The following is a 23,362-nucleotide window of genomic DNA, read 5'->3' on the forward strand; positions in this document are numbered from 1 at the left end:
ACTTACTAGCAACTGATTATGAATGCTCGGCAATTTTCTCGCTTAGCGCTTGCCCCACATATACCCAATCAAAGCCTTCATCTTGATTGGCAAAGTGCAACTCTTCTAGCTGCCCCTTAAAGTCCTGAAAGACTTCCTGAACTTTACTCAGGGCATTATTTTTCTCACTAATATGAGCTATCACCAATTGCTGCAAGCGAATTAAGTCGAGCGATTTAACAAATCGCAAAGCCTGCTGATTATTTAAATGCCCCCATGGCCCGCCAACCCTATCCTTGAGCGATGGAGGATAAGGCCCCATCGCCAGCATCATAGAGTCATGATTGGCCTCAAGCAACAACGCATCACAGTCTTGGTAGCACTTCTCAACATGAGCACTCACATTGCCCAAATCTGTAAGCACCCCCAAGCGTAGTTGCTGGTAGCTAAAAATAAATTGCGCGGGTTCCCTCGCATCGTGCGGAACGGCAACAGGTTCAATATGCAAATCACCAAGCTGAAAACTTTGATAATTTTCAATCAGAACGAGTTCAGGAATTTTTCCCAGGTCGCGAGCACGATAAGTACCTGGGGTCATATGCACCGGCATGCCATGTTTACGAGCGAATGCAGGAACACCTTTGATATGATCGCCATGCTCGTGAGTGACTACGATAGCATCAATATCGCTAGCGCAGAGATCAAGCGCGGCCAAGCGCTTTTCGGTCTCTTTAATAGTAAAACCGCAGTCCATTAATACGCAACTGCGGCCCGCTTGAACAACCGTGGCATTACCACGGCTGCCACTTCCGAGTGATGCAAACCTCACATCGACTCCATAATTAAATCAAATTACGACGAATGTGCTTCAGCAAATCATCGGCGTCCTTACGAGCTAAACGCTGACCGTAAGCATCACGTATGTGAACCTGAAGATCGCCGTCTTCACCTGCAATAATCAATAGATAACCAGGCACATCTTCTAGCTTGCGAGCTTCGTCACTGCCTTCCAGTTTTGGAAACAAGTTAGCCACATCTGGATCTTGCAGCGGTAGATTGCTTAAGATTTCATTCAGAGTATAGGGTGATTTTTCTGCAACTTCTTCGCTAACAGGTATTTCGACTTCCTCTTCATCATCACCAAAGCTAAACATGCGAGAGAAGAAACCCTGCTCTTCTTCAGCGGTATTAACCGTGCCAAAATTAATGTAGTAAACGCCTGTATTAGCGTTTTCATCATAGCGCACCATACCCTGCTGAGTGACCGCATGACCAAGCGTCGCCCAAGCGCGGGTTAATCCTAATGCCATACTCAGTACAGGTTCGCGATCAACATCTTTAATGGCAATCTTTGCGCCACCACCAATGGTTTGTGCGAGCAATGAAGTTGCGCCACCCGAGTCACCTTGTGCAGCCAAGTTACCCGCAAGCTCATCAACCAACCAAGCTTCACGCTCTGCATTAATCGAGCGCTTGGGCCAATTTACCTGGCCATCACCTTTTACCTCAGAAGGCACACTTAGGTGCAAGACATGAATCTCAGTGCTATCAGGCTGAACACCCTGCTCCATCTGGATGCGATAACGATCTTTGGTCTCAGTGGATTCTTTAAACTGCAACCAACCCGTTTCGATGATACCGTTGATGGCATCGGTATAGACCACTCGCAAGCCATTGCTTCCTAAGAAGTGGCGAACCTTCGGCCAAATTTCACTGGGCGGCAAGCCTGCCAAAATCCAGCGACGGTCAGCTAATTTTTGAATTTTAACGTGTTCACCAAAAGCACTAGCACCGAGTGGCAAAGGACGCGGAACGGCAAAGTCTAAAGCTGTAATTTCTTCATCCGCTTGAGCATTAGCACGCGACACAGGAGGAATCACATATAACTCTTGGGTAGAGGCTTTATCAACCTGCTCGGGCATTTTCATCGCCGCAATCTCTACCGCATCTTGGTAGTCATTGCCACGATCACGAAACATGCCATCGTCCCCAGTCAGATAGCTACAACCATTAACAGCTACAACAGCTGCCGCCAGCAATAGGGGCTTAAAAGGTCTTGTATACATGATTAGCTGTTTATCCTTCGTTTTGGTCCTAAGATTTAGGCTCTTATTGTTCTGTACTGATGACTCTAACACTGAGCCTAGCAGCATGCCTTCAGGGTTCGAAAACCCAATAGCTATTAATTAAATCAGTTTCAACGCTGCCAACGCTGAACGTACCTGTGCATGATATTGCTCTGCTAGATGGGTCATAGGCAAACGCAGACCATGCTGCATCAAGCCCATCTCCGCTACCGCCCATTTCACCGGTATCGGGTTGGATTCAACAAACATTGACTGGTGCAGCGGCATAAGCTCTTCTTGCAGCGCGCGCGCCTGTTCGACTTCGCCGGCTATAGCAAGTTGGCAAAGCTTGGACAGCAAATTAGGGGCAACGTTCGCCGTTACACTGATATCACCATGTCCGCCCATTAGCATCAACTCGACAGCCGTTTCATCATCGCCAGAATAAACCGCAAAGTCAGCAGGCTTGGCATCGATAATGGCCTTTGCCCTATCCATATCACCAGTAGCTTCTTTAATTCCAACAATGTTATCCACCTCAGCTAGACGCAGAGCTGTCTCAGCCAACATGTCTACACCAGTACGACCCGGCACATTATATAGAATTTGAGGGATCTCTACGGCCTTGGCGATATGCAAATGGTGTTGGTATAAGCCCTCTTGGGTTGGCTTATTGTAATACGGCGTTACCGATAGGCAGGCATCTGCGCCAAGATCTTTAGCTTCAGCAGTAAGCTCTACCGCTTCAGCTGTGCTGTTTGCGCCGGTACCGGCGATAACGGGGATACGACCAGCTACCTGATCGATAACAGCCTTTACTACCGCCATATGTTCTTGTACAGCCAAAGTAGCGGATTCACCGGTAGTACCCATAGCCACAATGGCATTGGTGCCCTGCTCTACATGCCAGTCGACCAATTTGGCGAGGCTGTCCCAATCCAAGTTGCCAGCGGCATCCATTGGGGTGACGAGGGCAACCATACTACCTTGAATCATTGTTTACTCCGGCTACTAAAATGGCAAAGCGGTAATGTTACTGGCGCCCCCGCTTTGGCACAAGGCTTGCGGTGCATGTCGCGCGGATAAAGCCACAATTCACAGCAAAATATCAGCGTATCGAATCAAATTTGGCGCTGTAGCCAAAGACAGGGGGAAGATTGATCATTTAAAGATCAGCACCACAATGACGAGTTGCGCCTTGGGAGCAGAAGAGCCACCCCCAAGTCCTGCTCTTTTAGAGCGGCATAGCCAAAATTGCTACGGCGCAGGAATAGGGTATTTACTATGCAGTTTATCTAAAGCCTTTAGCGCCTCTTTATCGAGCTCAACGTCCACGCTGGCGATATTGCTACGCAACTGCTCCATAGTGGTGGCGCCGATAATGTTGCTGCTTACGAACGCCTGTTGATTCACAAAGGCCAAAGCCATCTGTGCAGGATCTAGCGACAGCTCATTTGCCAAACTCACGTAAGCCTCAGTAGCCGCCGTGGAATTAGCATTGGTATAACGGGAAAAGCGCTCGAACAAGGTTAAGCGCGCACCGGCTGGTCGCTTGCCGCCGAGATATTTACCACTGAGAACGCCGAACGCCAATGGTGAATAAGCCAATAAGCCCACCTTTTCACGAATCGACATTTCAGCCAAACCCACTTCAAAGCTACGATTTAATAAATTGTAGGGGTTTTGAATACTCACAACGGTTGGCAAGTTGTATTCCTTGGCCAACCGTAGATACTCCATCACGCCCCAAGGCGTTTCATTAGAAAGACCGATATAGCGGACCTTGCCCTGCTCCACCAATTTGGCCAACGCGCTCAAAGTCTCGTGAATGGCGATATCGTCACTTTCACGGTGTCGATAACCCAGCTGCCCAAAGAAATTAGCAGGGCGCTCAGGCCAATGCACCTGATACAGATCGATAACATCTGTTTGCAGCCTGTTTAAAGAACCTTCACAGGCTAGTTGGACATGATCGGCACTCAAGCGCGGGCCGCCACGTACATGCTCCATTCCTGGGTTATTATCACCGCGCCCCGTTACTTTACTGGCTAAGGTAATTTTATCTCTCAGACCACGCTCTTTCAGCCAGTTACCCACGATTGTTTCAGTACTGCCTTGGGTGCTTGGTCTTGGTGGAACAGGGTACATCTCTGCAGCGTCAAAGAAATTCACGCCTTGCTCAAAGGCATAATCCATTTGTTGAAAAGCTTCCTGCTGGGTATTCTGCTCCCCATAGGTCATGGTACCTAAGCAAATCAGACTAACATCAACATCGGTATTACCAAGTTGGCGATACTTCATCTTTTTCTCCGTTACAGTCTAGGGCAGTTTTTATTTAGCACAGCAGGGTCCAAACTTCACGATCTATTGTTTCAGCTGCGTGCTTTTGCGCCCGACCATCTGTTTCTAATTTCAGCAAATGTGACCATAAGGCAATTTTAGCCACGGGCAAAACCTTGGGGTCAACATCGTCATATACAAGAGGGAGCAGCTGCTCCAAAGTGCCTGATGCAATGCGCTCAAATGCCGCCAGCACTTTTGCTTCACGCGCCATACGGTGATCGATCAAACCTTGAATGACTGACTCTGCATCCAACATCACGTGGCCATGAGCGGGCGCCAGAAACTCAGCATGCAATTCTTTGAGCTTTTCCAATGAGTGCAGGTATTCGGCCATATCACCGCTGGGTGGTATCACCACTACAGTGGTGCCTTGCATAATATGATCGCCAGTAAAAAGCGTCTTCTCTTCTTCTAGAAAAAAGCAGTAATGGTTACCCACGTGACCAGGCGTATGCACCGCTCGCAAGGTAAATTCATCGTTGCTAAATAAATCCCCATCACTCAACTCACGATCGGCCTTAAAGCTAGTATCTTGATGACCATCATCTTCTATGGTCGCCCCAATTAATTCTGCACCTGTCGCCTCGGCCAAAAGCATCGCTGCAGGCGAATGGTCAGGGTGAGTATGGGTCACTATGATCCAACGTAGCTTCGCGCCTTCGCAGGCGCCTAATAGGGCAGATACATGGCTACTGATGCTTGGGCCAGGATCGATGACGGCCAATTCTTTATTGCCGACGATATAACTATTGGTGCCGGGCCCGGTCATCACGCTCGGATTGGGGGCGGTGACACGACGCAACAAGGGGCTAAGCTTACTGGCAGTGCCTGGCTCGATCTCAATCTCGAGCAATTTGGATTCCATCTGTGCCATGGTGTTACCTAATCAAACTCTCACAATCTACAGGCGCTGCTTAACTGTGTTTATACACTTATCATTTTTTGTCGTAGGCAGCTGTTATTTTCTCTGCCTAGCAGCATAGTTTATTTTGCTTTACAGCAAAACGGCCGGAATGACCGGCCGTTAAGTGGTTTGTGTCATCAATGTAGAGTTGGCTTATTTCAGCTCGACATCAACTAAGGTTTCAACATCTTCTTCGTAATCTACACCGTCCAAGCCAAAACCAAATAGACGCAAGAAGTTTTCGTTGTAGCCTTTAAAATCGGTCAGCTCAAACAAGTTTTCTTCGGTAACCTGTGGCCAAAGGGCTTCGATTTTCGCCTGGGTTTCAGGTCGCAGCTCTTTGTCATCAACACGGAAACGATTACCATCATCCAAGCGCGGCGAATCATTGTACAAACACTCAGTAAATAAGCGATAGGCCTGCTCGATACAATCTTCGTGGGTTCCCTCTTCTTTCATCACCTTGGCCATCAAAGAAATGTACAAAGGCATGATAGGGATCGCTGAACTAGCTTGTGTAACCACCGCTTTTAAAACCGCAACATTGGCCTGTACAGCCAAGCCATCATGCGCGGAAGCAATCGCTAAAGCTGCACGATCTAGATCTTCTTTTGCTTTACCAATGGTAGCGTGACCATAAATAGGCCAAGTTAACTTTTCACCCAAATAGGTATAAGCAACCGTTTTAGCGCCTTCGGACAACACATCGGCATCAGCCAAAGCTTGCATCCACATTTCCCAATCTTCACCACCCATAACCTTAACGGTGTTGGCGATTTCTTCTTCATTGGCTGGATCAAGAGTGATATCACTGATCTTCAAACTGTCAGTATTTAGATTTTTCGCGGTATAGCTTTTACCCACCGGCTTTAAGGTTGAGTTATAGGTTTCACCAGTATTGGGATCTGTACGGCGAGGTGATGCCAAGCTGTATACCACCAAATCCACCTTGCCCATATCGGCTTTAATCATCTCGATAGTTTGAGCTTTACACTCATTTGAGAAGGCATCGCCATTGATGGTTTCGCAGTAAACCCCAGCCTCTTTAGCAGCGGCATGAAATGCCGCCGTATTATAATAGCCGGCTGATGCGGTTTTGCGCTCGGTTGGCGGCTTTTCAAAACAGACACCCAAGGTATCAGCGCCAGAGCCAAAAGTCGCGGCAATCCGTGAAGCAAGGCCATAACCCGTAGAGCAGCCGATCACCAATACTTTTTTGGCGGCACCTTCAATGGGGCCTTGCGCTTTCAAGTAATCAATTTGCTGGTTGACGTGGGCAGCACAGCCTTTAGGGTGAGCGTTGGTGCAAATAAAGCCACGAACTTTTGGTTTAATAATCATTGTTTCACCTTTGCAGTACAGATTATGCACAATTGGGTTTAGCGAGTGTTGAAGCTAGCAGTGAAGATCACAGCGCTTGTTTTTTAGACAGCAGCACAGCCACAAAACACCTGTTTTGCCGCCCATTATAGGGCGCTGTTAGAGATAAAGCAGCCATTTGGGCCAACTGTAAGCGCAAATTTGCCTTGCAACTGGCTATAATGCCCCCTTTTGTACCAAGGAATAGCCATCACCATGAGCAAGCTACGCTTTGCCACCCCAACAGCTTGGACCGATGCCGTCCTACAGGATTTAGACAGCTTTTTAATTGACCATGCGGCAGCCGAAAAGAAAGCCGCCGGTATGGCTAACTCCATGCTCAGCCACTATCCAGACAAAATTGAGCTGGTAAACGCCATGATCGATTTAAGTATTGAAGAGATGGTGCACTTTAAGCAGGTGGTGAAGATCATGCACGAGCGCGGCTTAACACTTCAAGCCGATAGTAAAGACGCTTACGTAAATGAGTTTCGTAAATCGATTCGCAAAGGCAGTGATGCCTATTTTCTAGACCGCCTATTGCTCGGCAGCGTCATCGAGGCGCGTGGCTGCGAGCGCTTTGGCTTGGTAGCCGAAGCGTTGCCCGAAGGTAGTTTAAAAAAGTTTTATCGCAACATAGCCGCCAGTGAAGCAAAACATGACAGTCTTTTTGAAGATCTTGCATGCTTGTATTTCCCTCAAGACAGCGTAGCAAGCCGCCTAGATGAGTTATTAGATATTGAAGCGGCAATTGTTGAAAAACTACCGATTCGATCCGCCCTACACTAATCGCAGCTGCGAACTAAACCGCCATGAATTAGTCGCTATGAAAAAGAGCGTACAACAATACCTACAACGCTACGCGGCCAGTGAAACGCAATTGCTACAAGACTGGCCCGCAAGTTTTCAAAGGGCCATGCTTATCCCAGCGAAAGATGAACCGTCATCGCTGATCGAAAACTGCCAAAGATTTTGCACTGCACAAGGAAATACCCTATTGGTTTTAGTGGTCAACCAAGGGGACAGTCAAGATGATAGAAGTCAAAACAAGGCTCTTTGGGACAAGGCAAAGAAAAGCGGGAAAGAATGCTGGCAGAAAAACCATTTACATCTTTTACAATGGCCAAATCACAGCGCCCTCTTGCTTATAGATCGTTTTAGCCAAGGCCTTGCCATCCCCCACAAGGAAGGCGTAGGCCTCGCCCGAAAAATTGCAGCCGACATCATCGCGCATTTAATCGCAGCTGGGAAAATCAATAGCCCTTGGATTTACAGTAGCGATGCCGATTGCGCCTGGCCCTGCAACTATTTTGACAGCAGTGAACTCGAAGGAGCTGGCCACGGCCAATCGAATGTTGTAGCTGCGCATTTTGCCTTTGAGCATAGCCCTTGTGACGATAAATCCTTAGATAAGCAAACAAGGCAAGCTATCACAGAGGGTACAAAGCTCTACGAAAAGGGCCTACATTATTATCAACAAGGACTCGCTTGGGCTGGATCACCCTACGCATTCTATACCATAGGCTCATGCCTAGCCTTTCACTACCAGGCCTATTGTGAAGTACGAGGATTTCCACCACGAGCTGCCGGTGAAGATTTCTACTTATTAAACAAGCTTGCAAAGCAAGGGAATGTTGCTTTTCTAGGCCAACAAATAATTCATATCGATTCACGACTCTCCCAGCGGGCGCCTTTCGGGACCGGCCCTGCCGTCAGTGAGATTATCGAAAAGAAGCTACTCATCTGCAATTACGCCAGCTACCATCCCATGTGTTTTTATACGTTAAAAGACCTGCTGCAGGATCCTTTGAAAATTCTATCGACCGATCTAGATCCGAAAATAAAATCAGCTTTAGAAAACCAGGGCCTACAAAAGTTTTTACGTCATCTAAAACAGCAAAATGTAAAAGCAGACAAACTTATTTCGGAGTTCCATAACTGGTTTGACGCGTTTCATAGCCTGAAGTTTATTCACTACCTAAGGGATCATCATTATCCCAGTATTCCCTTACAAGAAGGTCTTGCCCAACTGGAGCGCTGGCAAGCTTCTGTCAACGAAAAGTAATCGTCATGTCACTGTAGCTTTTTTAAGCTATGGTATATTAGTGCTCCAAAAACTAACCATCAGTAAACGCAACGGCAATACAATAATAAGGCGATAGCATGAGCATTTACGATAAATATGTCCTTCCCCACTTGTTGGATCTGGCCTGCAATACCAAACCTATGCGCTATCAGCGCAAAAAGGTCGTTCCGCAGGCCTATGGCAAAGTCTTAGAAATAGGTATGGGCTCCGGGCTTAACCTACCTTTTTATGAGCAAGATAAAGTTGATATGGTGTGGGGCTTAGAACCTTCTGAAGGCATGCGCCGCAAAGCTCAGAAGAACCTCGCCAAGTCACCTATTAACGTTGAGTGGTTAGGCCTACCGGGTGAAGAAATCCCCTTAGAAGACGACAGCGCCGATTCAATTGTATTGACCTTTACCCTCTGTACGATTCCTGGCTGGCAACAAGCTCTAGAGCAAATGCGCCGCGTCTTAAAACCAGGCGGCGATTTACTCTTTGCTGAGCACGGCCGAGCGCCTGACCATCATGTTCGCAGCAAACAAGATAAATATAACCCTACCTGGTGCAAGTTTGCCGGGGGCTGCAATATGAATCGCCCAATTGTTGAAATGCTACGTGATAGCGGATTTGAAATAAAACAGCTAGATAGTGCCTACCTGCCCTCCACACCTAAAGTATTGGGCTTTAATGTTTGGGGGAGAGCTCAAATTCGCTGAGAACTCCCCATAATCGTGTAACAATAAGGGCGCCCAAAAAGAAAAGGCAGTTTCAATGAAACTGCCTAATAGTATCGCGGCCTAAAGACCAACTGACTGAAAAATAACTGACCTAGGCAACGGCTAGCTCGGCCCCTAAATTAATACACCAACTGAATCGAACCATGCACCTGGGTGCTTAGGGTAGATTCACCAGCTTCCATTGCAACATGAGGCGCCGCACTATCCATCGTCATTGATTTCATTTCTGCCCTAGCATGTAAAAACGGAGGATTGTGATGCCCTTGCTGATTAATCGACATATTGACAACACGATAATCTTTGGCATCCATCGCCTTTTGCACAAGAGCCGCTTTTTTCTTAAAAGCGGCTAATGCGCGACTTGTTAATTCGTCTTGTTCGGCATCACGCGTCTCATCCTTAGTGGTAAAACGCAGGGTTTCCACTTTCAAGCGCTCTTGTAATTTGACCAACAAATTACCCATGGCAGCAAAGTCATCGCTCTCAATAACCACGCGCTGACTCGACGTCCAAGAAGTGATGCGATTGCTTCGATTGTAATTGGGGTGGGTATTGTAGCCCCGAGTTTGATACTTTATGTTTTGGGCTCTTTTTAGCAAATCTATTGCCCACGCCATATCACGATTAACCTGACTTGAGGCACGCTCCGCTTTTTCTTCTTGGTGGTAACTGCTTAAAGTTACTTCCATTAAATCATTGGCCAGCTCCGTTTTGGCGCTGGCGTTGATATTCACGACATTGTAGTTAAGCTCTTCGGCAGAAACACTGAACGCAAAACAGGCTAACAATACACAAACTAAGGTTCTCATCGAACTCTCCTTCCAAAGTAGATACACCCTATACTTCACTCAGACCGCTTAATCCGAACTGAATTCCCTATAAACGGTTCACCGAGTTAAGGTTTTGCGCCGTTTATCTGCTCGATGAGCTAATCTGCATTATTCAGAGCTGCGCTAGAGCACCATTTCGGCAGCCCGAAAGATAGCGCGAGCCTTATTCATAGTTTCTTTCCATTCGAGCTCAGGCTTGGAATCCGCAACCACTCCAGCACCTGCTTGTACATAAAGTGTTTTATCTTTAATCACTGCAGTCCTAATCGCAATAGCCGTATCCATATTGCCATTCCAAGAAAGATAGCCCACAGCACCACCATAGATCCCACGCTTTTCCGATTCCAGCTCGTCAATAATCTCCATCGCCCGAATCTTCGGCGCTCCAGATAGAGTCCCTGCTGGCAATGCGGCCCGCAGAACATCCATGGCACTAATATCCTCACGCACCTCACCGGTAACGTTTGAGGTGATATGCATAACATGGGAATACCGCTCGACGACCATTTTATCGGTAAGCTTTACGCTACCAATTTTTGATACACGACCTGCATCGTTACGTCCTAAATCGATAAGCATTAAGTGTTCAGCAATTTCTTTAGGGTCACTTACTAAATCTTGCTCTAGTGCCAGATCCTCTTCTTCGTTTTTACCACGACGGCGGGTTCCTGCAATTGGCCTTACGGTAACCTCATTATTTTCTAAGCGCGCCAAAATCTCTGGGCTTGAACCCACTACGTGGTGGTCACCGAGATCAAGAAAATACATATAAGGTGATGGGTTTAAACTGCGTAATGCACGATATAGATTTAAAGGCTCAGCTTCAAAGGGCAGCGAAAGTCGCTGTGATACCACCACCTGCATGGTATCTCCACTTAAGACATAGTCTTTAATTTTATCCACGGCTTGGTGAAAATTTTGCTCCCCAAAGCTTGAACGAAAATCTGTTTCAGTATCACCCTTCGCTTGCAAAGACATTGCTGAGGTGGCGGGCGTGGCAGCACGTAGTTTTTCTTCTAGCTTTAACAAAGCTTTTTCGGATTTTGCAATAGCAGCCAAATCCTTGGCTTCATCACCACTGATTTCAGCATGATTGATTAAGATTATTTTTCCGGCCAAGTTATCAAAGACTAATATCTCTTCTGAAACCATCAGCAAAATATCCGGCGTTCCGATGGTATCCTCATTCACCAAAGGCTTTAGTTTGGGCTCAACATAGCGCACACAATCGTAAGCAAAATAGCCCACCAAACCACCGGTAAACATCGGCAAGCCTGGTATATCAGGACTACGGTAGCGTTCCTTGAACTCTTCTACAAAATTAAGCGGATCCGCTAAAGTGTAACTTTCAAGCAGCTCTCCTTGCCGACGTACCTCTACCAGGTCACCTCGCGCAGTAAGTATCGTTTGTGCGGGCAAACCTAAGATGGAATAACGCCCCCATTTTTCGCCCCCTTGCACCGACTCAAAGAGGTAACTGTAGGGTCCCTGGGCCAGCTTCAAATAACTGGATAAGGGAGTATCCAGATCGGCCAGCACTTCACGCTGAACAGGTACACGGTTATAACCGGCCGAAGCCAGCGCTTTCACGTCAATAGAGCTCATGATATTGCCTTGCTAAAAACCCAATAGCTACATATAGAGCACACAAAGCTCGAGTGTAGTTATAGGGGCTAGCCGTCGTTTGTATTGCGGCTAAATAATTAATGTGTAAATGTTTTTTTAGAGGTGCAAAGATAATAACGATCTTTGCTAAAGGTTCGCTTAGGGGCGCCATCGCCAGCTGAGGGCGTGGTAGTTGATATGCATAGGCTTATTCACAGCCTTAGCTCCTTAAGGTGCACGCAAATTGAAGGTGCCTGCAATTAACAATTGTCCACAGACTAAAATTGACTGCAGATCGAAGGTGAGCGAAAGTTTACTGGCTTTTTTATAGAATGAGAAGAGGGGGATCTTTGCAAAATTGCCTTACCCATAAAGCTCTTAGGCATAAGACTTCTCTTTTGCCTTTTTCAAGCCCCTATAAAATAAAAAAACCGGCTGGAGGGAATATCAGCCGGGGTCCTATGGGCAAGTTCCTTTTGCCGCCTTCTGGGTGAAATCGGATGACCACTGTGTTGAAGCCGCGTTAAGCTTTACTACCGGGGCACTACTATTATTCGATGGCAGCGATTGGGTTCAAGGCTTCGAATTGGGGTCAGAACCCTTGGGTTCTGACCCCGGGGTTTGTTTCTTCAATGAAGCTTTTGGTTTTTGGGTCTCGCTAACTTGGTTATCTTGTCCCACTCGCCATCAATCAGCGCCTGCTTTTTATCACGATCCCACGCTTTAATTCTTCGCTCGGATTTTTTGGCTTCATCTTTTGACGGAAATTGATCTTTATAAACCAGCTTTACTGGTAATCGTTTGTAAGTATAACAACGCGTATTGATAGCTTCGTTAATTTCATTAAGTCGGGCTTCTAAATCATCAGTGTGATTAGTGTAAAAGCTGCCGTCGGCACACTCTAAAATATAAACTATATAACTCATAGCTCATCTCCTTGTGTTAATTTAAAAGAGACCGGCGCTAGTACATTATTTTCCCGGTGAAATTAATTGTCTCGAAAACTATTTTCAGATCCCTAAACATGCCTCGAAGACAACTTAGGTATATCAAATTTTTTCGTGTTGAGGAGAAGAAAAGGAATAAAAGGTCAGTCAAGGTTTAAAAAACCCAACTAGGAATGAACTGACGCCTGATTCAACTAAGCAAGAAGTTTTAGGCGTCATGTCGTTTTTAAAAAATCTGTGCCCTACTAAAGACATTACGATTAATTACAATAGCAACAAAACCGAATCTATTTCTCTTCGGAAAGATTACTAGTCACACAATCTGGTTGCCATGTTTGTACGGGCGTGCCATTACTGTAGCCATAATCTACCGCGACCACTTTCACCTTTGCTGCCTGGGCAGCAAAAATATCCGCCTTCGAATCCCCAACCATTATGCACTGGCACGAACGTGCTAAAAGCACTTCCATAGCGTGCAACAAGGGTAATGGATGTGGCTTCTTTTCCAGCAAACTATCGCCACCTAGAACTAATTCAAAGTAGTGATCTATGTTCAAACCCTTCAAAATCGGCCAAGTTAAATCGATTGGCTTATTGGTGATAACAGCCATCTTTATTTTTTGCTTATGCAAAGTTTGCAGACATTCTTCTACACCTGGGTAAAGCACCGTCTTCGCAATGGGTACAGCTTGGTAGGCCAATAAAAACTGCTGCAAGTATTTTTGTACTTGGCTTTCATCTAATTTATCAGCTGCCTGTTCAAATAGATCGCCCGTCAGTTCTTTTTTAGATTCGAGGCATTGTAACCAGACTAAGGCTCTGCGTATTAAACGCTCGGCGCCGTTACCCACCCACTGGCGAATTCTTTGCTCACCGGCAGCGGGGTGTTGGTTTTTGACTAGCACCTTGTCTACAGCAGCGGCGATATCGTAGGCACTGTCTACTAGGGTGCCATCTAAGTCGAACATGATGAGTTTTGGTGGGGTTTGGAAGTTTAGGGCTTTTAGGATGCTTGGGTGCATGGTGCTTGTGGGCTTTTGTTGATGGTGAGAGTTTTATTATTGAAGAGACTGAGAAACTTATCTCTGGCGAGATAAGTGTTTGAAACTTCGTTTTGCTGGCTGGAGCATTGAGTTTTTGGCTTCGAGTGGGGTCAGAACCTTCTGTTCTGACCCCGCCTGCGGCGCTCTCTAAAAGGCTTGGCTTTTAGAGGAGGCCTAGGCTTCCAAAAAACTCCCTTAGCGCTTTTTCTTCGCCCTCTTCCCAGGCTTTTAGTGCTGCGGTGCCGATAATGCCCATGTCAGCATGCTTGGCTAAGAAATCCAAATCTTCTTTAGCAGAAACACCAAAGCCGACACCCGTCGGAACAGGTGAAATGTCACGACATTTATCGAGAAACTCACCTACCTCAGCATCCATTTCAGTTTTACCACCAGTTACACCACGGCGAGCTACTACATATACAAAACCATCAGCTGCCTTGGCAATAGTTTGCAAACGTTCATCGGTATTGGTAGGTGTCATCAAAACGATAGGAGCGATGTCTTGGCTTTTGGCATACTCATGCAATGTGCCAGCTTCTTCCAGTGGTAAATCGGGCACGATAAAACCACAGCCACCGGCGGCTTTTAATGCATCCACAAAAGCTTCGTGGCCCATCTTAAATACCGTATTGTAATAACCCATCATCAACACTTTAAAATCAAAGCGCTGACTCACTTTAGCCATAAACTCAAAGCACTGCTCTACGGTCACACCACTTTCGACAGCAATTTGATTGGCTTTCACAAATAACGGGCCATCCGCGGAGGGCTCAGAAAAAGGAAACTGCAGTTCTACGAAATCCACCCCAGCTTCAGCCATGATTTCCAGCTCTTTTAAATTAGCGTCAAAAGAGGGGTAGCCGCATACCACGTGGGTCATCAGCAGCAAGTCTTTATTTTGCTTGCGGCTTGCTATGTAATCATTCAGCGCCATAATGCTCGGCCTTTACCTTAATAAATTCTTTCCAGTGATCATCATCCAGCGCATCCGCAACGGTAAAGATATCTTTATCACCGCGACCAGACTGGTTAATTAAAATCACCTCGTCCTTGCTCATCTTTGGTGCTTCTTCAATAGCACGAGCAAATGCATGAGAACTTTCCAGCGCTGGAATTAAGCCCTCAGTTTTCATACAGAGCTTTAAAGCCTCGGTAACTTCAGCATCGGTTACCGCCTCAAAACGAACGCGCTCGCGCTCCCATAAATGCACCAGGGCTGGATTGACGCCAATATAATCTAAGCCGGCCGCCACAGATTTAGTATGCAACATATTGCCGTCTTTATTTTGCAAGAAATAGGTTTTAAAGCCTTGGGCAACACCAACACTGGCATCTTTATAAGCTAGGCGTGAAGCATGGTTGCCCTCACCAGGACCAAGACCACCTGCTTCACAGCCGATTAATTCTACCTGCTGGTCATCCAAAAAGCCTTGGAATAAACCCATAGCATTCGAACCGCCGCCTACACAGGCAAACACACGGTCTGGTAATTTACCGGCAACTTTCTGTATTTGACCGCGAGCTTCGCGACCAATAATCGACTGAAAGTAGCTAACCATTTCAGGGAAAGGGTGCGGACCCGCGGCCGTTCCTAAAACATAGTGAGTATCGTGCATATTGGTTACCCAATCGCGCAGGCACTCATTGATGGCATCTTTTAAAGTTTGCTGGCCATCTTGTACCGCAACAACCTCCGCGCCCAAGTTTTCCATCCAAAAGACGTTTGGGCGTTGGCGGGCAACATCCACGGCTCCCATATAGATTTTACAGTCGAAACCAAAACGTGCGGCCATAGTGGCGGTCGCGAAGCCATGTTGGCCAGCACCGGTTTCGGCGATAACACGTTTTTTGCCCAGACGCTTACACAATAAGCCCTGCCCCATCACATTATTAATCTTGTGGGAGCCGGTGTGATTGAGGTCTTCACGCTTTACATAAATCTGCGCACCGCCAAGCTTGGCCGAAAGATTGGCCAAATGGCTCACCGGGGTAGGACGGCCAGAGTAGCTCTGCATTAATTGCTCGAACTCTTGCCAAAAACTAGGGTCGTGCTTGATATCCTGAAAAGCGGCTTTGAGCTCTTCAATTGTAGTGGTCAATATTTCGGGCAGAAAACAACCGCCGTACTCCCCATAGTAGCCTTCACGGCCGGGTTCGAAATCAAATAAATCCATAGTGCTATTACTATCGTTAATGGTTGCTATCGTAAGGCTGGTTTAGCAGGCAAAGCCGCACCACTGAGGGTGTCAATCAGTCAAAAAGGGAGGACTGTTGAGCAGGCTTGCCAACAGATTACCTGGCGCAAAACTGGCCACATTATGGTTTTTTGCAGCCTGTGATTCAAGAGCCGCCCTTATTTGACCAGCATTTGGCCACTATTATGTGATTTCCTCGCGAGTTAAAAATCAATCAAGCAACAAATCCATACTTAAGGTAATACTGAATAACAGCATCAGCATGGCGGTCTGTGCCAGCTGCCGGTTGAGTTCCTCGCCCTCTCTACGCAGCATAAACCACATCAATAGAAAGACTGCGGGCAGCAAAATATAACTAAATCTCGGCGGCTGATGGAGGCTCATCGCCCCTAACACCACAGCCATAAACAGCAATAAACCATATAAATATCGACTGCCTCTTGCACCAAGATAGGCCGCAAGTGTTTTCTTGTTGGCTTTCAGGTCTGTGCTGATATCTCGAGTATTGTTCACCAGCATCACGGCTGACGCCAATAAGCCCATACTCAAAGCGGGAGAAACAAGATCCGTCGTGAGATAACCCAGTTGAACATAAAAGCCACCTAAAATGGCGATAGGCCCGAAAACCACAAACACCGCAAGCTCACCAAGGCCGTTATAGGCTAGCGGCAACGGGCCCGCGCTATATGTCATAACCGCCAGGACACAAATTATCCCAATTAATGATAAATAGGCATGACTGTGCAAAACCAAGAACAAACCCGCTAAGATACCCACAGCAAGGAATAATAGGTATGCCTTATGGATGGCAGCTTCACTTAGCTCTCCATTTACAAGCACCCGATCCGGGCCCAGCCTATTCGCTGTATCCACACCCGATTTAAAATCGTAATAGTCGTTTGCTAGATTGACGGCGATCTGTAGGCACAGACCGCAAGCGAGAATTAGGGCTGCAAGGCTTATGTTAAAAAGTCCTTGCCCCAGGCGAGAAGTTTGACAAATCTCTTGCAAAACAAGCACTTGGCTTAATAATATCGGTGCTAAAGAGATAACTAAAGTTTTCGGGCGGATGGCAGCCAGCCAGCTTGCGAACGTCATAATAACAACACTAAATCTATGGCAGGAGCCTACATTTGGACGCACTTACCATTAACAAAATTGTTTTGCCTGTGATGCTAGCATCCATGATGCTCACCATGGGACTCTCATTGCAGAGAGTTAATTTTATTGAGGTACTCCGACACCCCAAAGCACTTGGCTTAGGTGTGACCTTACAGCTTGTTATATTACCTTTATTAGCTTGGCTAATCATCTTAGGCTTTAGGCTACCCACTGAACTGGCCGCGGGATTATTGCTCATTAGCCTTGCGCCAGGCGGAGCCTCCTCAAATGCCATTAGCTTTTTAGCCGATGGCGACGTTGCGCTTTCGATCTCCCTTACCATCGTCAGCTCATTGGTCGTACCCTTCATTTTGCCAATCATGCTGATGTGGCACTATAGCTTTCTGGGCATGGGTGCTGAGCCCTTTGATATACCCATCCTCCCCACGATTACCCAGCTTTGCGTGGTGTCCTTGATACCCATTGCTTTAGGCATGTTTATTCGCCACCGTTTTGAGGGCACCTTTGGGCCGCTACAAAAACTCTTTGAAAAATCTACCGGCATTATCCTTGGGCTGCTAATCGCCATTATGGCTTGGAATAATCGCTTGGAGCTTATGGAGGTTCTGGAAACCTCTAGCCTATTGCTACTAGCGCTTTGCGCACTGGCTTATTGCAGCGGAGTCTTCATTGCTCAGCTCATTGGCCTCCCTATTCAACAACAGCGCACCTTGGGTATCGAAACCGGCATTCAGAATGCGGGCATCGCTATGATGGTGGCCGCCAGCATAATGGGCAAACCCGCGCTAGCAATGATCGCGCTATTTTACGGTATCGGTATGAATCTACCTGCCATCGCTATGATTAGCTGGATTCGCTGGCGAGGCCAAGAACCCAATGGCGAGCCCGCGGTATAATGATCTTAAAGGCATCCTAAAGTAGGCTGTCTTCTAATTCATATTCCATACTCCTTTCTCATACTCTGAGCTCATCCTTCGATTATCCCCAGCCCTTAAATTACTCGCCTAAGCCCATGCTTGATCTATGTGGTTTTGAAAAGTGCCCAGCTATGGTACTTTCTGCCTCGACTAATTTGAGGAATATTAGAATGAAAAAAATGACTTTGGCCTCGGCGCTGGCAGTAGCTAGCCTAGGTTTTGGTGCTCAAAGCTACGCCAATGAAGGCATGTGGCAGCCCCATCAGCTACCTCAGTTGAAAAAAGAGCTTAAGCGTACCGGTTTAAAGATTCCCGCAAAGAAGATTTCCAATCTAACCAGCTTTCCAATGAACGCGATTATCAGCCTTGGTGGTTGTACTGCGTCATTTGTATCTCCAGAAGGCTTAGCAGTTACTAACCACCACTGCGCTTATGGCAGCATTCAGTACAACTCTACGGCTGAGAAGAATCTCTTAGCCGATGGTTTTTTAGCCAAGACCAAAGATGCTGAACTGCAAGCGGCACCAGGCTCGCGTATTTATATCACCGAGTCCCTTGATAATGTTACTGATCAAATTTTGGGCGGCTTAAGCGCTGAACTAAATGGTAAAGAGCGCTACCAAGCTATCGAAGATAAAGAAAAAGCCATGGTCGCAGAATGCGAACAGGATGATGGTTATCGCTGTGAAATATACAGCTTCCACGGCGGCCTGGAGTATTATCTAATCAAGCAATTAGCCGTGCGCGATGTACGTTTAGTTTATGCGCCACCAGCCAGCATTGGTAAATACGGTGGTGACACCGATAACTGGATGTGGCCTCGTCACACTGGCGACTGGGCATTTTACCGCGCTTACGTAGGTAAAGATGGCAAGCCAGCTGACTTCAGCAAAGACAATGTCCCTTATAAGCCGAAAAGCCACTTAAAAGTGTCGGCCAAAGGTGTAAAAGATGGTGATTTTATTATGGCCGCCGGCTACCCAGGCCGTACCAATCGCTATCGCACCTCCGCTGAGGTGTTGAATAACTTTACTTGGGCTTACCCTACCGCTAAAGGCTATCGCGAAGAGTATATTGATACTATTAAGTCGGTAGCACCGGATGGCAGCGATGCACGCATCAAATACGAGAGCACCATTGCAGGCCTTGCAAACTATGCCAAAAACTATGGTTCGATGATCAAGAGCTATAACAAAGGCGATATGTTGCAACGCAAACAGGCATTGGAAGCTAACCTACAAAAGTGGATTGATTCTGATGCCAGCCGTAAAGACAAATATGGCGCTGCTATTGCTGACCTAGACCGTTTGATTAAAGAAGGTCAGGAAGGTAAAGAGCATGATCTATTATTTGCGTACATCAAACGCACTAATATGATCCCAACAGCGCAACGCTTATTGCGCTTAGCCCATGAAAAACAAAAAGCTGATGCCAAGCGCGAGCCGGGTTATCAAGAACGCGACATGACCCGCTTTACTCAGCGCATGGAGCGTATTGATCGTCGCTATGATGCCAAAGTTGATGCTGCGGTAATTTTGCACTTCCTTGAAAAATACGCTGCGCTACCTGCTGATCAACGCATCCCGCAAGTGAACAAAGCTTTTGGCTTGAGCGATGGCTTTAACGCTGAAAGCGTGGCCGCTATTTTACAAGAGATGCACAGCAAGACCGGTTTAGGCGATAAGAAAACCCGCCTAGAATGGATGAATAAAACAGTTGCTGACTTTGAAAAAAGCGATGACCCATTCATCAAGCTGGCCGTATCTTTATACGACTATGAAATGGCCGAAGAAGCTAAGGAGAAAGCCCGCATCGGTGAATTACAGCAAGCGCGCCCTGCTTATATGGCGGCAATCATTGCTTACAATGAAAGCCTGAATAAGCCAATCTACGCGGATGCCAACAGCTCTTTACGCGTTACCTACGGTAAAGTGAAAGGCTATAGCCCACAGGATGGTTTAATCGCAAAACCTTTTACTACTCTAGAAGGCTTAGCGGCCAAATATATTAAAGGCGATGCTGAATTTGATTCGCCTCAGAAGCAGTTAGATGCAATTGCCAATAAAGACTATGGTCGTTATGGTCAAAAATGGCTAGGCTCTGTACCCGTTAACTTCTTAGGCACCCTAGATATCACTGGCGGCAACTCAGGCTCCCCAACCTTAAATGGCAAAGCTGAGCTAGTGGGCCTACTGTTTGATGGTGTTTATGAGAGCATCATTGGCGATTGGGATTATGACCAAAAGCTAAACCGTTCTATTTCTGTAGACTCACGTTATATGTTGTGGGTTATGGAAAAAGTAGATGGTGCTACCAATCTAATTGAAGAGATGGATGTTGTTCGTTAACGTCTAGACACTTCTTTTTCTTAAGGGGCCAGGGCTTTTAGCTCTGGCCCTTTTTGTTATAGAGCTATTGTGCGGTATACCCCCCATCCACAACCAATTCGGACCCCGTCATAAAACTCGCCTCTTCACTGGCTAGAAATACCACCGTAGTGGCGATCTCTTCTGGCTCCGCGATTCGACCAATTGGGTGGGCTGCTACAATTTGCTCGGCAAGATCGCCGGGCAGTTCAGAAAACGCCTGTTCAACCAAGGGAGTTTTTACAAATCCTGGATGCACGCTATTTACCCGAATCTTATAGCCTTGCTGTCCACAATGCAGTGCGGCAGATTTTGTTAATAATCTTACCGCGCCTTTAGCGGCATTGTAGGCGACTGCCAAGGAGTTACCCACCAAGCCTTCAATTGATGAGATATTAATAATTGAGCCGCCAGAATCCTTCATCACCTTAATGGCTTGCTGGGTGCCTAGGAATACCGACGTTTGATTGACTGCGATGGTTTTATTCCAATCCTCTAGACTTACATCTTCAATGGTACCAACAATAGCGATACCGGCATTGTTTACTAAAATATCTAAACGACCAAATACCTCTAATGTATACGCCATTAAAGCTTGCCACTGGGCGGGCGCAGTTACATCGCAAGAAAAAATCTCAGCTTGACTCCCTAATGCGTGCATACGGCTTTGCAGCGACTTGGCTTTGTCCATTTGAATATCGGCAATTACTACCTTCGCTCCGGCCTCCGCCAATGCTATACAGCAAGCAGCCCCAATCCCACTAGCGCCACCTGTCACAACAGCCACTTTGTTTTCAAGTCTCGACATAATATTAGCCCTTTTTTGCTGATATTATCGCTTGGCATTAATCTCGGAGATATGTGCTTGGCGGCCAGCCGTTTGTGAATTACGGTCAGCTTGAAATAGGCGATCTTTGTGAAGAGCTACTTTGAGCACGTCAGCTTTGGGGGGACCCGCTGTGAGTGGACCAGCTTAAAAGAGTAGAGACCTAATAGACTTGTCGAAAGGTAATATTTAAACGCTGGCGCCCCAGCAGTGAGTGCTCGCTGTCTTTAAGAGTCTGCACACCATGAAAATAAAATCGTGATGGCCCACCCCAAACAACAGCATCGCCGTGTCGCAAAGTAAGCCTTTGCGTTGGATCATTTCGCTGTAAACCACCAAATAAAAACTCAGCATTGATACCAAAGGATAGCGATACAATTGGCGCACTCTCGTTATTTTCGTCTTTATCTTGATGTAAAGACATCCTACTGCCCGGTAGGTATTGGTTTACTAGGCAGGCTTGGGGCTGAAAACGCTTGTAACCCGCCTCCTCTGCAACTTGCTGAGCCAACTCTAAAAACAACTTAGGCATAGCAGGCCAAGCTTGTCCACTTAATGGGTCCAACTCTTGATAGCGATAGCCCTTGCGATCGCTCACCCAGCCCAGCTCACCGCAATTGCTCATGGCAACAGACATTTTATGGCCGCCAGGCGTAATAAGATGCCTTAATGGAGCCTGTGTAAATATAGGCTCTAGCTCAGCAATGACTTCTGCTGCCCTATCTAAGACAAATGCCGGCAAGCACAGCGCCCCTGGGGCAAGCTCTTGCTTATTGCGGTTTGTATCGGCCATTTGGTCAAAGAGATCTGCCATAATTGTTTCATTCTGTGCTTACTTATTAAAACTCAATGTTTTTGTGCAATCTAACTTTCCAGAAATACCGCACCACTGTGTTCTTTACCGGCGATATCTTCTGGATTCCTTAACGGGCAAGCTTTTAAGCTTAGGCAACCACAACCAATGCATTCACCTAGCTCATCACGCAGTTGATTCAATTGTCGAATGCGCTCATCCAGCTCCTTGCGCCAATGTCTTGATAAGCGCCCCCAATCCTGTTTATTTGGCGTGCGATTATCAGGCAGAGTCGCCATTGCTTCTTGGATGCCCTGCAAACTAATACCTATACGCTGAGCCGACTTAATCACCGCCACCCTGCGTAGTACATCTTTATTAAAGCGCCGTTGATTACCGCTATTACGCCAACTATGAATCAAGGCCTTACTTTCATAGAAATGCAAGGTAGAGATTGCCACACCACTGCGCTTGGCAACCTCCCCAACTGATAGGCTCTCGCTTTCTTTTGCCATAGCTTAACCTTTAAATTGATGCCCCAGCTATTTAGAGCCCGAAAATTATTTTAACCATAGCGAAAAAACCTATTGACCTCAAGTTAACTTGAGGTTTTATAGTGCCTCCCGAATCGATATTTGAGGGCTGAAAACAGCCAAACAGAGTACAGTACGGGAGGTGCCCAAATGAATAATCACAAAGATAATCCAGAGAAGAAAACCATCGCTATTTTATCGAGCTCGCGCCGCAATGGTAATACTGCAAAGTTTCTAGAACTTTTACAGGATTACTGGCCGATGGATTTTGTTTACCTCGAAGACCATGACATTCAAGCCTATGATTATCATCACCGCCAACAAGATGATGATTTTCGCCCGTTGATGGATCGAGTATTAGCCTACGAGCATATTATTTTTGCCGCCCCCATTTATTGGTACTCGGCTCCACCAGCCATGAAGGCTTTCCTAGATCGACTTTGTGACTACACGGAAATAGAAAGCCTAAAAGATGATGGGAGAAAGCTACGTAGCAAAAAAACCTATATATTGACGACCTCCAGCCACAGTAAAGCCTCTGATATCTTTATTAAGATGTTTAGCGGTACCTTTAAGTATTTAGGGATGGATTTTCAAGGATTTATTCACGCTGATTGCAGCGACGGCTTTATTGCTCATAGAGAGCGGACAAAGTGTGAAGATTTCGCCTTGCGAGACAGACTGTTTTGGAGAAAAGTTAAACACAGCCTAAAAGCTTGCGCTTTTTAA

The 23,362-nt window shown here is 46.6% G+C and carries 22 protein-coding genes; 6 read left to right on the top strand and 16 right to left on the bottom strand.

All coding sequences use genetic code 11. The features are described 5' to 3' along the window. Positions 1-16: 16 nt before the first annotated feature. The 6 genes from Q1A41_RS07420 to fabV all read right to left on the bottom strand — a co-directional run bounded on the left by Q1A41_RS07420 (position 17) and on the right by fabV (position 6,633). On the bottom strand, positions 17-808 hold the full coding sequence (locus Q1A41_RS07420) for an MBL fold metallo-hydrolase (RefSeq protein WP_299976544.1): 792 nt from the start codon (positions 806-808) through the stop codon (positions 17-19). Positions 809-821: 13 nt separating this feature from the next. Next, positions 822-2,045 carry an outer membrane protein assembly factor BamC gene (bamC, locus tag Q1A41_RS07425; protein ID WP_299976547.1) on the bottom strand — a complete coding sequence of 408 codons (1,224 nt, stop codon included), beginning with the start codon at positions 2,043-2,045 and terminating at the stop codon, positions 822-824. A gap of 120 nt (positions 2,046-2,165) precedes the next feature. Next, positions 2,166-3,041 carry a 4-hydroxy-tetrahydrodipicolinate synthase gene (gene dapA / locus Q1A41_RS07430; RefSeq protein ID WP_299976549.1) on the bottom strand — a complete coding sequence of 292 codons (876 nt, stop codon included), beginning with the start codon at positions 3,039-3,041 and terminating at the stop codon, positions 2,166-2,168. Between the two features lie 261 nt (positions 3,042-3,302). Next, positions 3,303-4,346, bottom strand: coding sequence for an NADP(H)-dependent aldo-keto reductase (locus tag Q1A41_RS07435; RefSeq protein WP_299976552.1), 1,044 nt, complete (start codon positions 4,344-4,346; stop codon positions 3,303-3,305). A 34-nt stretch (positions 4,347-4,380) separates the two neighbouring features. Further along, a complete protein-coding gene (locus tag Q1A41_RS07440; RefSeq protein ID WP_299976556.1) occupies positions 4,381-5,262 on the bottom strand; it encodes an MBL fold metallo-hydrolase in 882 nt (293 codons plus the stop codon). 183 nt (positions 5,263-5,445) lie between these two features. Next, positions 5,446-6,633, bottom strand: a complete 1,188-nt coding sequence (fabV, locus tag Q1A41_RS07445) for an enoyl-ACP reductase FabV (protein WP_299976559.1) — start codon at positions 6,631-6,633, stop codon at positions 5,446-5,448. A 234-nt stretch (positions 6,634-6,867) separates the two neighbouring features. Here fabV and Q1A41_RS07450 point away from each other — a divergent pair, with 234 nt between their 5' ends. The 3 genes from Q1A41_RS07450 to Q1A41_RS07460 all read left to right on the top strand — a co-directional run bounded on the left by Q1A41_RS07450 (position 6,868) and on the right by Q1A41_RS07460 (position 9,435). Next, on the top strand, positions 6,868-7,440 hold the full coding sequence (locus Q1A41_RS07450) for a tRNA-(ms[2]io[6]A)-hydroxylase (protein WP_299976562.1): 573 nt from the start codon (positions 6,868-6,870) through the stop codon (positions 7,438-7,440). 37 nt (positions 7,441-7,477) lie between these two features. Continuing rightward, positions 7,478-8,716 carry a hypothetical protein gene (locus Q1A41_RS07455; protein WP_299976565.1) on the top strand — a complete coding sequence of 413 codons (1,239 nt, stop codon included), beginning with the start codon at positions 7,478-7,480 and terminating at the stop codon, positions 8,714-8,716. 98 nt (positions 8,717-8,814) lie between these two features. Continuing rightward, positions 8,815-9,435, top strand: a complete 621-nt coding sequence (locus Q1A41_RS07460; protein ID WP_299976568.1) for a class I SAM-dependent methyltransferase — start codon at positions 8,815-8,817, stop codon at positions 9,433-9,435. A 140-nt stretch (positions 9,436-9,575) separates the two neighbouring features. On the opposite strand, the gene Q1A41_RS07465 is transcribed toward Q1A41_RS07460, so the two are convergent. From Q1A41_RS07465 to menA, 7 genes are all read right to left on the bottom strand, one after another. Beyond that, positions 9,576-10,265 carry an SIMPL domain-containing protein gene (locus tag Q1A41_RS07465; RefSeq protein WP_299976571.1) on the bottom strand — a complete coding sequence of 230 codons (690 nt, stop codon included), beginning with the start codon at positions 10,263-10,265 and terminating at the stop codon, positions 9,576-9,578. A 144-nt stretch (positions 10,266-10,409) separates the two neighbouring features. Next, entirely contained in the window at positions 10,410-11,891 is a 1,482-nt protein-coding gene (gene trpE, locus Q1A41_RS07470; RefSeq protein ID WP_299976574.1) for an anthranilate synthase component I, read from the bottom strand. Positions 11,892-12,520: 629 nt separating this feature from the next. Beyond that, positions 12,521-12,817: a GIY-YIG nuclease family protein gene (locus tag Q1A41_RS07475; RefSeq protein WP_299976578.1), complete on the bottom strand. Its 297-nt coding sequence runs from the start codon at positions 12,815-12,817 to the stop codon at positions 12,521-12,523. A gap of 308 nt (positions 12,818-13,125) precedes the next feature. Beyond that, positions 13,126-13,860, bottom strand: coding sequence for a phosphoglycolate phosphatase (locus Q1A41_RS07480; protein WP_299976581.1), 735 nt, complete (start codon positions 13,858-13,860; stop codon positions 13,126-13,128). Positions 13,861-14,044: 184 nt separating this feature from the next. Continuing rightward, complete coding sequence (trpA, locus tag Q1A41_RS07485; RefSeq protein ID WP_299976585.1) at positions 14,045-14,815, bottom strand: tryptophan synthase subunit alpha; 771 nt, start codon at positions 14,813-14,815, stop codon at positions 14,045-14,047. After that, entirely contained in the window at positions 14,802-16,055 is a 1,254-nt protein-coding gene (gene trpB / locus Q1A41_RS07490; RefSeq protein ID WP_299976588.1) for a tryptophan synthase subunit beta, read from the bottom strand. Before trpB ends, trpA begins: the two co-directional genes overlap by 14 nt. Positions 16,056-16,286: 231 nt before the next feature. Next, on the bottom strand, positions 16,287-17,174 hold the full coding sequence (menA, locus tag Q1A41_RS07495; RefSeq protein ID WP_299976591.1) for a 1,4-dihydroxy-2-naphthoate octaprenyltransferase: 888 nt from the start codon (positions 17,172-17,174) through the stop codon (positions 16,287-16,289). A gap of 35 nt (positions 17,175-17,209) precedes the next feature. Between menA and Q1A41_RS07500 the strand changes: the two genes are divergently transcribed. Together Q1A41_RS07500 and Q1A41_RS07505 are read left to right on the top strand one after the other, a co-directional pair. Beyond that, positions 17,210-18,094: a bile acid:sodium symporter family protein gene (locus Q1A41_RS07500; RefSeq protein WP_299976594.1), complete on the top strand. Its 885-nt coding sequence runs from the start codon at positions 17,210-17,212 to the stop codon at positions 18,092-18,094. A 191-nt stretch (positions 18,095-18,285) separates the two neighbouring features. Further along, positions 18,286-20,463 (top strand): S46 family peptidase, encoded by a 2,178-nt coding sequence (locus Q1A41_RS07505; RefSeq protein WP_299976596.1) that lies wholly within the window; start codon positions 18,286-18,288, stop codon positions 20,461-20,463. A 64-nt stretch (positions 20,464-20,527) separates the two neighbouring features. On the opposite strand, the gene Q1A41_RS07510 is transcribed toward Q1A41_RS07505, so the two are convergent. The 3 genes from Q1A41_RS07510 to soxR all read right to left on the bottom strand — a co-directional run bounded on the left by Q1A41_RS07510 (position 20,528) and on the right by soxR (position 22,615). Beyond that, positions 20,528-21,289 carry a glucose 1-dehydrogenase gene (locus tag Q1A41_RS07510; RefSeq protein ID WP_299976599.1) on the bottom strand — a complete coding sequence of 254 codons (762 nt, stop codon included), beginning with the start codon at positions 21,287-21,289 and terminating at the stop codon, positions 20,528-20,530. 181 nt (positions 21,290-21,470) lie between these two features. Then, positions 21,471-22,121 carry a DNA oxidative demethylase AlkB gene (gene alkB, locus Q1A41_RS07515; RefSeq protein ID WP_299976602.1) on the bottom strand — a complete coding sequence of 217 codons (651 nt, stop codon included), beginning with the start codon at positions 22,119-22,121 and terminating at the stop codon, positions 21,471-21,473. Between the two features lie 50 nt (positions 22,122-22,171). Then, a complete protein-coding gene (gene soxR / locus Q1A41_RS07520; RefSeq protein ID WP_299976605.1) occupies positions 22,172-22,615 on the bottom strand; it encodes a redox-sensitive transcriptional activator SoxR in 444 nt (147 codons plus the stop codon). A gap of 168 nt (positions 22,616-22,783) precedes the next feature. On the opposite strand from soxR, the gene Q1A41_RS07525 reads away from it, so the two are divergent. Continuing rightward, a complete protein-coding gene (locus tag Q1A41_RS07525; RefSeq protein WP_299976609.1) occupies positions 22,784-23,362 on the top strand; it encodes an NAD(P)H-dependent oxidoreductase in 579 nt (192 codons plus the stop codon).

This window comes from uncultured Pseudoteredinibacter sp., from assembly GCF_947502065.1.
GTDB lineage: Bacteria > Pseudomonadota > Gammaproteobacteria > Pseudomonadales > Cellvibrionaceae > Pseudoteredinibacter.